Origin of the sequence: Streptomyces sp. NPDC005574, from assembly GCF_040605435.1 — a bacterium.
Lineage (GTDB): Bacteria > Actinomycetota > Actinomycetes > Streptomycetales > Streptomycetaceae > Streptomyces.
In genome coordinates this window covers 1-10993 of the sequence record NZ_JBEXCW010000156.1, presented here as the reverse complement: position 1 = coordinate 10993, position 10993 = coordinate 1, and the positions used below count along the sequence as shown (strand labels likewise).

The following is a 10993-nucleotide window of genomic DNA, read 5'->3' as shown; positions in this document are numbered from 1 at the left end:
CGGACGGAGGAACTCCCACTCCTCATCGGACAGTTCATGGCGACGTATCACCCGACCATGATCCACCACTCAAGATCAATTGAAGACACGACCTACGGGGGCTGGGGGCGGTGGTCACCGGTCTGCCTCCCTGACCTGCTGGCAGCGGGCGCAGTAGCGGGCTTGCGGCACGATCATCAGTCGCTCGCGGGCGATAGGGCTGCGGCACAGGTGGCAGGAGCCGTAGCGGCCGTGGTCCATGCGTTCGATGGCGGCTTCGACGTCGGCCAGAACCATGCGGGCGGAGGCGGCGAGTTTGACGCGGACCTCGATCTGGGAGGCGGCCTGCCGGGCGCGGAATGCGTCGGCGCGGGTCGTGCCGGCGGTGGAGAGTTGGTGCAGCTGTTCCTGGCGGAACAGGCGCTGTTCGTGCAGGTTCTCGCGCAGTGCGGCGAAGTCCTCGGTCGACAGGTTGGTGGTGCGGTCGTCGATGATCTGGTCGTTCACCAAGTCACCCCCTGGACAGGGCGGGAGAGGGAGGTTGGAAGGGTGGTTGTCAGGCGGAATTGCGCTGGCAGGGGACGCAGAACGCGGTGTACGGCAGGATCTCCAGGCGTTCGACCGGGATCGGCCTGTGGCAGTTGCGGCAGATGCCGTAGCTGCCGTCCCGGACGCGGGCGAACGCGGCCTCGACCTGGGCGAGGACTTGCTGGATGGTGTCTTTCTGTGTGGACATCACCTGTTCTTCCGTGTCAGTCCGGGCCTCGTCGATGGCTCGCAGTTGGGTGAGGCGGGAGGCCCGTTCGTGTTCGAGGCGCTGGAGGGCTTCGTGCGCCGTCAGCCGTTCAGGGCGGGTTTCGGTCTGGGGTGTATCGAGTGACATGGCGATTTTTTCTTTCCACGTGGGGTGGGGTGCGCTGGGCGAGTGCCGTTGGGGCCAGGACCGGGGGGAGAGTCACGGGGGCTGGTCCATGCCTTTACCGTGGCCGCGATGCCGCACAAAGCCCATCGGGCGCGATACCCATCTGTGGCATGGCGGAAGGCCCATCTCGGGGTGGGGAGGTCAAGAGCGGGAAATGGGCATTGGAGCCCATCGACGGCGGAGCCGGCAGCGGGCAGCCTGGACAACAGGCTGGTCAGGACCAGTGGACGCAGCTCATGCTCGGAGTGTGCGGTGACCGACAGTAAAGACAAAGCCGTGCCACACGGAGAAAGGCGTCATCCCAGTGTCCCTGTTCTGGCGGATCTTCGCGCTCAACGCGGTCGTGCTGGGAAGCGCCACCGCGCTGCTGCTGTGGGCTCCGGTGACCGTCTCCGTGCCGGTGGTATTGACCGAGGCGGTCATCCTCGTGGGCGGCCTGGTGGTGATGCTGGTTGCCAACGCCGCTCTGTTGCGGATCGGTCTGGCACCGCTCGACCGCCTCACGCGGCTGATGACCACCGTCGATCTGCTGCGCCCCGGGCAACGGCTGCCGGAACGCGGCCGGGGTGAGACCGCCGAACTGATCCGTACCTTCAACGCCATGCTCGAGCGCCTTGAACACGAACGGGCCTCCAGCAGCGCCCGCGCCTTGTTCGCGCAGGAAGCGGAGCGGCGCCGCATCGCCCAGGAACTGCACGACGAGGTGGGCCAGAGCATGACCGCGATCCTGCTGTCGCTCGAGCGGGCCGCCGACGACGCGGACGAGCCCCTGCGCGGTGAGCTGCGGCAGGTACAGGAGATCACCCGGGGAAGCCTGGATGAGGTACGGCGCCTGGTGCGCCGGCTGCGGCCGGGCGTACTGGAGGACCTCGGTCTGGTCAGCGCCCTGACCTCGCTGACCAGCGAGTTCGCCACCCACGTGGGGCTGCGCGTGGTGCGCCGCTTCGAGACCGGCCTGCCCGCGCTGGATCAGGAGACGGAACTGGTGCTGTACCGCGTTGCCCAGGAAGCCCTGACCAACGCGGCCCGTCATGCCGAGGCCGGCCAGGTCGAGGTGAGCCTGCATCACACCGGCGAGGTGGTGGTGCTGGCCGTGGTCGATGACGGCCGCGGCACCGGGGTCGCGCGCGAAGGAGCGGGCATTCGAGGAATGCGCGAGCGGGCCCTGCTGATCGGGGCCACGCTGGATGTCACCGCCCAGCAGCCGTCCGGTACGACGGTCCGGCTCACCGTCCCCCTCAGGAAGCAGCCATGACCACGCCGCACACATCCGTGATCCGTATCCTCCTCGCCGACGACCACACGCTGGTACGTCGCGGGGTGCGGCTCATTCTCGATCGGGAGCCGGACCTGGAAGTCATTGCCGAGGCCGGGGACGGAGCGGAAGCCATTGAGCTGGCCCGCACCCATGAGGTCGACCTGGTGGTGATGGACATCGCCATGCCCCGGATGACCGGGCTGCAGGCCACCCGGGAGCTTCTTGCGCTGAAGCCCGGCGTGCGGGTGCTGATGCTGACGATGCACGACAACGAGCAGTACTTTTTCCAGGCGCTGAAGGCCGGCGCCAGCGGATATGTGCTGAAGTCCGTGGCCGACCGCGATCTCGTGGCGGCATGCCGTGCCGCCATGCGGGATGAGCCGTTCCTGTATCCGGGTGCGGTCACGGCGCTCATCCGCAACTATCTCGACCGGGTCCGCAACGGGGAGGAACCGCCCGAGCAGGTGCTGACCGCGCGCGAGGAGGAAGTCCTCAAGCTCGTGGCCGAGGGGCACTCGTCCAAGGAGATCGCCGAGCTGCTCTTCATCAGCATCAAGACCGTCCACCGCCATCGGGAGAACCTGCTGCACAAACTCGGCCTGCGGGATCGGCTGGAACTCACCCGCTACGCGATCCGCGCCGGCCTCATCGAACCCTGAACCTGCTGACGCCTCAGGGTTCCGGCTGCGTACTCCCCGACAGGGGCCTTGAGGCTCCGGACTGCTTTCAGCGGGCCGCCACCAATAGGAAGGGAGAGGGGATGGCCCGCTTCGCGCTCACCGTTCCGCGCACGCGTGGATCTGGCTCGGCCGCGGCGTGGGCCGTCCTGCTCGCCGTTCTTGCCACCCTGCTCGGCTCATCGGCCCTGGGTGAGCACCCCCGCGTACCGAATGGCACGGTAGCCGCTGCCGAGGCCGCGTCGGCGCACAGCGAGTCGTACGCAGACAGGGCGGACCCTGCGGTCTCGACGGTTTCCGTTCGAAGCCATCGGGACGGCGCCGGCGAGCGTCATGCTCCGCCGGTCTCCACCCCGGGTGCGTCGCCTGGCACGGCGGCCGACCCATTCCGGCTCGCACAGCCCCCGCCCTCGGCGATAGGCCCGCCTCAATCGGACCAGCCGGCACACCGCCACGGGGTGAGGGCACCACCCGCGCTCTCCGGCATCTGAACCTTCATCTCTTCTCCCTTCCTGGCCGCGGCCACTGTCCTGGCCGCGGTGTGCCTGCCGGAGGCCCGCTGTGAACCGATCCCCGCACATCAGAGGGCTGATCGCCCTCGCCGCCGTCGCCCTGTCCCTGTACGTCGCGCTCACCGTGCCCGTCCACCTCGGACTCGATCTGCGGGGCGGCACCCAGATCGTGCTGGAAACCCGCCCCACCGCCGCTGACGACGCCGGCGAAGAGGCGACGGACCGCACCGTGGAGGTGCTGCGCGGCCGTATCGACGCGCTCGGTGTCGCCGAACCCAGCATCGCGCGTTCCGGCAGCTTCCGGATCGTCGTCGAACTGCCCGGCCTGCAGGATCCCCGCGAGGCGGCCGACGTGCTCGGCCGCACCGCCCAGCTCACCTTCCACCAGGTACTCGGCACGGCCGCCAGCGCCGACGACCTGCCCGAACCGCTGCCCAAACGGCCCCGCGAGCATGTGCTGGCCGACGAGTCCGGCCAACACCTGCGTCTTCAGGCAGCGTCACTGACCGGCAAGGACGTCGAGAAGGCAGTCGCCCGCTTCGATCAGCAGGGCGGCGGCGGATGGCACGTCACCGTCGGCTTCAGGGGATCAGGTGAGGAGGGGTGGGCCCGCCTTACCGGCGAGGCCGCCTGCCATGCGGCCGGAGACCCGGCCCGCCGGGTCGCCATCGTCCTGGACGACAAGATCATCTCTTCGCCGCAGGTCGACCCGTCCGTCGCCTGCCGCTCCGGCATCAGCGGCGGCTCCACCCAGATCACCGGCACCTTCGACGACACCGAAGCCAAGGAGCTGGCCCTACTTATCAACGGGGGCGCCCTGCCGGTGCCGGTCGAGACCGTCGAGCAGCGCACCGTCGGTCCCACCCTGGGCGCGCAAGCCATCACGGCTAGCGCCTGGGCCGCCGCCATCGGCACCGCGCTGACCTCGCTGTTCATCATCGCCGTCTACCGGATCATGGGCGTCCTGGCGACCGTGGCCCTGGCCTGCTACGGCCTCATCTCCTACGCGGCCCTCGCAGCCCTCGGCGCCACCCTCACCCTGCCCGGCCTCGCCGGCTTCGTGCTGGCCATCGGCATGGCGGTCGATGCCAACGTGCTCGTCTTCGAACGCGCCCGCGAGGAGTACGCCTCCCGCCACCGCCCCACCCCACGGTCGTCCCTGACCGCGGGATTCCGCAGGGCCTTCAGCGCGATCGCCGACTCCAACATCACCACCCTCATCGCCGCCGGGCTGCTGTTCTTCCTGGCCTCCGGGCCCGTGCGCGGGTTCGGCGTCACGCTCGGCATCGGCGTCCTCGCCTCCATGGTCAGCGCCCTGGTCATCACTCGCGCCCTCGCCGACTACGCCATCGCCCGCCCCCGCCTGCGCCGCCGCCCCCACCTCACCGGCATCGCCCACACTGGCACAGTCCGCGACCGCCTTAGCCGAAGCAAGCCGAACCTCCTGCGCCATCCGCGCCGATGGCTGGCCGCCTCCGCCGCCGCCCTCGTCCTGGCTGCTTCGGGCATCGTGGTGCGCGGCCTCGACTTCGGCGTCGAGTTCACCGGCGGCCGTCTCATCGAATACACCACGAACACCCCCGTCGACGCCGACCGGGCCCGCAGCGCGCTCGCCGACGCCGGGTTCCCCCGGGCCGTCGTACAGAGCTCCGGCGAGAACCAGCTCACCGTCCGCACCCACCACCTGAGCAACACCCAGGCGGCAGCCATCACCGACACCATCACCAACCTGGCACAGGAAGCAGACAAGATCCGCGACGAAGCCATCGGGCCCAGCCTCGGCAAGGAACTGCGCCACGGCGCCCTCATCGCCCTCGTCGTAGCCCTCGTCGCCCAGCTGATCTACCTCGCTGCCCGCTTCCGGTGGCTGCTGGGAACCTCCGCGGTCGCCGCCCTCGCCCACGACGTCGTGATCCTCATCGGCATCTTCGCCTGGCTCGGCATGCCCGTCGACGGCGTCTTCCTGGCCGCGCTGCTGACCGTCATCGGCTACTCCGTCAACGACTCCGTCGTCGTCTTCGACCGGATCAGGGAACTCGGCCGCCACGACCGCAAGATGCCCTTCGCCCACATCGCCAACCAGGCACTCCTGCAGACCCTGCCCCGCACCGTCAACACCGGCATGGGTGCCGCCCTCATCCTCACCGCCTTGGCCGTCCTCGGCGGCGACACCCTGACCGACTTCGCTCTCGCCCTCCTCATCGGCCTCGTGGTGGGCACCTACTCCTCGATGTTCACCGCCACACCGCTGGCCATCGAACTGCACAAGCACGGCGGGGCTGGTCGCATCCCCGCAGCCATGGGCAGCGCGCGTCGCTGACGCCGGGAAGGTTCGGTTCTGTCGCCCGTGATGATCAGGCGACAGACTCCAACCGGACACAGCACCGGCCCGGGCTGGGCGACAGACAGGCCGCATACCTGCCCTCGTCCAGCCCGTGCAGGACGCCGCGCATCAGGTGCAGGTTCATGCCGCACACCGTCTGCGTGTGCTCACGCGCCAGCGCGTGAAAGGGGCAGTTGCCCAGGGACCATGCGCTGGAAGGGCGCCATGAACGCCTTCGACCTCGCCTTCGACGGCCGCCTCACCGCAGGCCAACTCTAGCCACACCAAGCCCAGTTACACCGCTCGCTTTACAGACTCCCGAGCGGCCCTCAACTGGCAGCGCGAACGCGATGCCTTCCACGCCCTGGCACGGCGGCGGGGATGCACGGTCGAAGAAGCGGTGCGCCGAGGAAGCCTCACCGACAGCGCTCTCTGACCGTCGGCATCTCTGCCCACCAGTCTTCGACGCGGCTGTTCTCCGACGAGATCCTTGAGCAGGGCATCGAGAACGCCCGCACCTTCATCCGCTGAGGTGCGCCGAGGACGACGGCAACCCCGGCCAGCTGCAGCCCGTCTTGGAGCGCTCGGCATCACGGACGGCATCGAGTGCGTCGGCGAGGACGAGTTGCGCCGGGCCCTCGTACCGTGCGGCCACGGCATGCCGTCCCGGCTGACTGGCCCGACGCCGTCAAACGCTCAAGCCTCTCACCGGAGAAACGCCAGCCACTGCGTGCGCACTTCTACAACTCCGCAACACCGGCCCCGCCAAGCGCAAACGGCATGCCGCTTGCGCCAAGTCCCGGCCGGTTCGGCCTCGGCCCTGATCCGAGGCCTACGTGTGCCCGCCCCCTGCCGGCAGTGACAGTGGCAGGGTGGCGGCAGGGTGATCCTCGATCCAGGACAGGCCGCCGATGTCCAGGCGGTGTCGGGTGCGGGTGACGGCGACGTAGGCGAGACGGGCCTCGCCGTCGTCGATCGGGCCGGGTACGGCGCGGCCGGTGTCGTCGAGCTGGTCGCTGTCCTTGGGCGGGGTGAAGTCGTCGGCGATTTTCACTCGCGCCCATTCGCGGCCCTTGGCCTTGTGGGCGGTCGAGACGGTGACTTCGGCCTGTTGCTCAGGGACGAGTTGGGCAACGGCGGACAGGATGGCGTCGGTGCCGTGGGTGTCGACGAGATCGACCAGCGGCTGCAGATCACGTCCGGCCGGGTCGTGTACGGCGTAGTCCTGCAGCTCTCCCCAGGAGGGGAACAGGACCAGCTCGGGGTGGGCGGTGCGGCGGCCTTCCTTGAGGTCGTGGGCGGCCAGGGCCAGCGCGCGCAGACTGTCCCCTCCCCCGACCAGGGCAACAGTTCCATGACCTGGGCGATGGCGCCGACGTTGGTGCGGCACAGCACGGCATCGGGCCGGGCGAGGGGGCCGAGTTCGGTGGGCACGGCGGTGGTGCCGGTGAGACGGATGGGAGCGTCGGCGATGGCCAGCCAGCGGTTCGCTTCCTCGGCGAGGCGGGGGCCGAAGCGGAAGGACTGGGACAGGGCGAGCTGGGTGCCGTCGAAGCCGGTCATGACGTCCTTGGCACCGCGCCAGCCGTAGATGGCCTGGGCGGAGTCGCCGACCATCACCAGTTGGGCGTGGCCGCGCTGGTCGAGGAAGATCTGCTCGACGACGGGGTTGGTGTCCTGGGCCTCGTCCAGGAGCAGGAAGTCGGTGTCGATTTTCGGGTTCGTGAGGGCCCAGATTTTCAGGTAGTGGTCGTGGTCGAAGCGGACCGCGCCCTCGTCCGGGTGCTGGAGGTCGGCCCAGGCCTTGTGGGCGAAGGGCACGATGTGGGCGGCGAGTTGGGCGTGCAGGGCGCGGTCTTCCAGGCCCCGCAGGTGCGGGACGTGGTGGCCTGTGATGGCGGGGTCGGCGGTGTGGCAGAAGCGGGCCACGGTGCGCAAGGTGGCGTTGGAGAGGGTCTTTGGGGAGAGGCCACGTTCGCCGATGCGGACGGCCTTGGTGATGCCGAGAGCCTGCCCGCTCTGCCAGGCCGGGCGGCGGGGGGCGTTCAGGCGGCGGGTGTAGCGGTGGCCGACGGCGGCGTAGGCCAGGGCGTGGGCGGTCTTGCACAGGACGCTTCGGGGGAAGCGGGCGCGTGCGTCCTGGGCGATGGCCCGGTTGTAGGCGAGGTAGCGGCCGCGGCGGGTGGTGGTGTGGGCGAGGAGGGTCAAGAAAGAACGCACCGCGCAGACTGCGGTCCGCCCGTCCACCGACCGCCTCCTCCGGCGTCAAGAGCGTCAAGGTCCTGGCCTGGCCGGCCACCTCCTCGCTCGCCAAGCAGAAGCTGACCGCCAAGGACATGGCCGCCGCCGAGAGCACCGTCTGCACGGCGGCCGGCAAGCACACCGTCCACTGCACCTACACCACCACCGTCACCCCCACCGACGCGGCATCGTCCCCCCACGGCGCCTGGCACATCGCCGTCCTGGCCGAAGCGAACAACGGCACCACCACCCCCGACAACAACGCAGCCGGCTTCACCGTCCGCTGACGGTAGCTCTGGCCGGGATGTGGCAGGGGCTCCAAGCCTGCCCGCCGCATCACGGCGGCCGCAGACCGTGACGGACATCGAGCCCGCGGTCAGCCAGTGTGACCGGGATGGCCCTGGGTCAGCAGCGAGTTCCAGGCCAGGGCAAAGACGGGGAAGCCGAGTTCGGCGAGGCGGAGACGAGCCGTCTTGACGGCCACGTCCCCAGCGCCGGTGGCCTCTTCCACCAGGTCGACCACGTAGAAGAGATGGGCGCCGACGAGGGCGTACCAGCTGCGGTTGGGGTGCGGCTCAGCGGAATCGGCGGGCGTCAGGCGGGCAACTGCAGCCCGGACCATGTCGGCTGTGAGCCGGTAGGTGACGGCGCGGGCGGTGAAGTCCGTCTCGGTAGAGACGGGCATGTGATCGCTCCAAAAGCTGCGGCGAGATGACATCGAAGACCCGGGCGGCCGCGCCGCCACGCGTGAGGAAGCGCAGAAAGGAGGCACCCCGCGGGCAAGCTGGCCCACCTCCGTGGCCAGACTCGTGGGTCTCGCATACGCGCAAAGGTGAAACCGTTGATCAAGTCGGCGGCTCAGCTCAACCGCCAGCCGCGATGGTCGCCCGCTTCCAGACCAAAACGGCTGGCCGGCGGCGCTGTGGGCCCCGGGGCGGGCCCAGCGCGCCGCCGGGGTGTGCTGGTGGCGCTGTGTTCAGCGGTCACCGGTCACGGGCGTGCAGGAGGTTGTTCAGCCGCGCCTGCTGCCGCGGTGGTGGCGTCCACTCCAGGAGTCCTCGTCGACGATGCGGCCGCGATCGTTGCGCAGGGTGGCGGTGTCGTGGTCGTTGTTCCACACGTAGGCGCGGCGGTCCTGGTAGAGGTCGGTGCGGGTGTCGCGGCCCTGGCCGGTGTGGATGCGGACGGTGGCGCGGCCGGCCAGGCGGTAGTGGTCGAAGGTGTAGGTGTGGCCGTCCTCGTCCTCGAGGGTCCAGCCGTCGAGGTTGACCGTCTGGCGGGTGGTGTTGGTGAGTTCCACCCATTCCTTGTTCAGCGAGCGGTTGGAGCGGTCGTCAGGTCCCGGCGAGTCGTACTGCACCGAGCTGATCTCCACCCGCTGGTGGGGGCGGGCGTGGTCGGCCGCCGACGCCGGCAGCGCCACCGCCCCGACCAGAGCCGCGGCCACGGCAGCGGCGGCGGACAGACGACGAACACTCACAGTGGAAGAAGACACAAAGCCCCCTGGCTGTACAGGCACCGGCCCCTCCAAGACCCAGCAGATGCCGGGAGGTGAGGTGCGGTGCGATGTGCGGGTGGCGGCCGTCCGGCCGCACACCCACACCATGGCCGCACCACGCAGAAAGTGAACGCGATACGTGCGCCTCATTACCTTTCATCCGTATCACTGTGACTCTTACCTGTAACGTCCATTCATGCGGTGTATACACCAGGTTGACGCCCCGCCAGGCGCACGACCCGTGCCGCCACTGACACGTCACCTCGGAACGCCAGGCTGCGCCACCCCACCAGCCGCCGGGGCCGTCACCCGAAAGTGAGTAACAGAACCCTTCAGTTCGACATGCGCACAGACAGTGCTGCGGCCCCGGTACCTCTACGGTGGTCCGCTGCCTGGAATGGACGACAACGGCCGCCGGGCCCCCTCCGAGATGCCGCGCGATGGTTCCGAGCGTTCGATATGGAGCGGTCAACAAGGCCGAGGGTGGTGGTGCAGGTACCAGCGGCGGGCTGCGCACCGTGTACTCCTCTGCGGGCCTGCACCCACGGCGATCAATCGGCCAGACGATCCACCCGCCTCAGAACCTGCCGAGAGCCCCGCCGCCGGGCTCGCGCTGCGGCGCCCGCCAGGCCGCCGAGGGAATCCGGAAAGCAGCCCGCCAGGAGACCGAGCCCGAACTCCTCTGTGACGACCGTGTCGCCCCGGGGGCTCAGGACGCCGGGGCGGCGGAAGCAAGCTGCCGATCGGTCTCGGCCGCCATCGTCGCGATGGTGGCCTCCAGACGCTGAACCGACCGGGGGAAGAGCCTGGGGCCGCGCTGCCAGCCCCGGGAGCCGAAGACTGCCCACACCGGGCCGGTGAGCTCGGTCAGCAGCTCGGCCTTCCGGTTGTCGTCGCGCTCGGAGATCGCCACTGCGCGGGCATGCGCTACGTACGTCCCGATCATCTCGCGCAGGACCGCCGCAGGCCAGGTCGGCGCGTAGGTCTCGACGTTGTCGACCATCCACTCGGTCGCCTCGTCGAGCTGCTTCGTCCACCGCTTCCGCTCTGCGCGGACGCGGGCACGCATCTCCTGCGTCCATCCCGGGTCGTCGGCGGCCGGCTACCTGCATCGCCCGGAGCCGGGACCCCGCCGAGACGATCCTGAGCATCGACGCCAGGAACTTGTCCCGGGCCTGGTAGAGCTCCCCGATCCTGCGCTTGCGGGCCTCCAGCCGCGGCACCACGAGCCACCCGGTCCCCACCGTCGTGACCAGCGCGGTCACCAGCGCGACCCCCACCGTCTCCCACATCCCCGGCTCCACCGCCATGCCCCACCTCTCCTCGCCCAGGCACTCAACCTGCCGGGGTGATGCATGCTTTCACTCTCGCCATCTTTCCGGGGACGGCTATCTCGTCGTCCGGCTCGGTGTGGACGACCCAGTTTTGGCCGCGAGCCTGGCCGCGCTCATCGGTCAGCGGCGCGCGTCGGTGCGCGACGCGTTCAGGGAATGCCAGCCGCGCCGCCGCGGCGTCAGCTCCACGGCGCGGTCTTACGAGACAGATGCCGTTCGGCCGCTGCCTCACCGGTGAACCGGTGAGGC

Annotated in this window: 10 protein-coding genes and 2 pseudogenes; 4 read left to right on the top strand and 8 right to left on the bottom strand. The window is 69.6% G+C overall.

Annotated features, from left to right (window positions below; genetic code table 11):
- Positions 1 to 114: 114 nt before the first annotated feature.
- Both ABZT03_RS41195 and ABZT03_RS41190 read right to left on the bottom strand, forming a co-directional pair.
- A complete protein-coding gene (locus ABZT03_RS41195; protein WP_356048929.1) occupies positions 115 to 489 on the bottom strand; it encodes a TraR/DksA C4-type zinc finger protein in 375 nt (124 codons plus the stop codon).
- A 46-nt stretch (positions 490 to 535) separates the two neighbouring features.
- On the bottom strand, positions 536 to 862 hold the full coding sequence (locus ABZT03_RS41190; RefSeq protein ID WP_356048928.1) for a TraR/DksA C4-type zinc finger protein: 327 nt from the start codon (positions 860 to 862) through the stop codon (positions 536 to 538).
- Positions 863 to 1205: 343 nt separating this feature from the next.
- Between ABZT03_RS41190 and ABZT03_RS41185 the strand changes: the two genes are divergently transcribed.
- The 3 genes from ABZT03_RS41185 (at position 1206) to secD (ending at position 5668) form a co-directional block, all read left to right on the top strand.
- Entirely contained in the window at positions 1206 to 2156 is a 951-nt protein-coding gene (locus ABZT03_RS41185) for a sensor histidine kinase (protein WP_356048927.1), read from the top strand.
- Entirely contained in the window at positions 2153 to 2818 is a 666-nt protein-coding gene (locus tag ABZT03_RS41180) for a response regulator transcription factor (RefSeq protein ID WP_356048926.1), read from the top strand. Before ABZT03_RS41185 ends, ABZT03_RS41180 begins: the two co-directional genes overlap by 4 nt.
- Positions 2819 to 3397: 579 nt before the next feature.
- Positions 3398 to 5668: a protein translocase subunit SecD gene (secD, locus tag ABZT03_RS41175; RefSeq protein ID WP_356048924.1), complete on the top strand. Its 2271-nt coding sequence runs from the start codon at positions 3398 to 3400 to the stop codon at positions 5666 to 5668.
- A 34-nt stretch (positions 5669 to 5702) separates the two neighbouring features.
- Here the strand turns inward: secD and ABZT03_RS41170 are convergent.
- Positions 5703 to 5873, bottom strand: a pseudogene (locus tag ABZT03_RS41170) (transcriptional regulator); the annotation flags it as partial.
- Positions 5874 to 6503: 630 nt separating this feature from the next.
- Positions 6504 to 7879 (bottom strand): annotated as a pseudogene (locus ABZT03_RS41165) (UvrD-helicase domain-containing protein); the annotation flags it as partial.
- Between ABZT03_RS41165 and ABZT03_RS41160 the strand changes: the two are divergent.
- Positions 7804 to 8199 carry a DUF5707 domain-containing protein gene (locus ABZT03_RS41160; RefSeq protein ID WP_356048922.1) on the top strand — a complete coding sequence of 132 codons (396 nt, stop codon included), beginning with the start codon at positions 7804 to 7806 and terminating at the stop codon, positions 8197 to 8199. The pseudogene ABZT03_RS41165 and the gene ABZT03_RS41160 sit on opposite strands and share 76 nt — an antisense overlap.
- 89 nt (positions 8200 to 8288) lie before the next feature.
- On the opposite strand, the gene ABZT03_RS41155 is transcribed toward ABZT03_RS41160, so the two are convergent.
- The 4 genes from ABZT03_RS41155 to ABZT03_RS41140 all read right to left on the bottom strand — a co-directional run.
- A complete protein-coding gene (locus ABZT03_RS41155; RefSeq protein ID WP_356048921.1) occupies positions 8289 to 8597 on the bottom strand; it encodes a hypothetical protein in 309 nt (102 codons plus the stop codon).
- Between the two features lie 327 nt (positions 8598 to 8924).
- Positions 8925 to 9392, bottom strand: a complete 468-nt coding sequence (locus ABZT03_RS41150; RefSeq protein WP_356048919.1) for a lamin tail domain-containing protein — start codon at positions 9390 to 9392, stop codon at positions 8925 to 8927.
- Positions 9393 to 10119: 727 nt separating this feature from the next.
- The gene (locus ABZT03_RS41145) at positions 10120 to 10479 is read right to left on the bottom strand and encodes a hypothetical protein (protein ID WP_356048917.1); all 360 of its coding nucleotides are present in this window, start codon (positions 10477 to 10479) and stop codon (positions 10120 to 10122) included.
- 266 nt (positions 10480 to 10745) lie between these two features.
- Positions 10746 to 10993, bottom strand: a 248-nt coding sequence (locus tag ABZT03_RS41140; RefSeq protein WP_356048915.1) for a hypothetical protein, incomplete at its 5' end; no start/stop codon positions are given.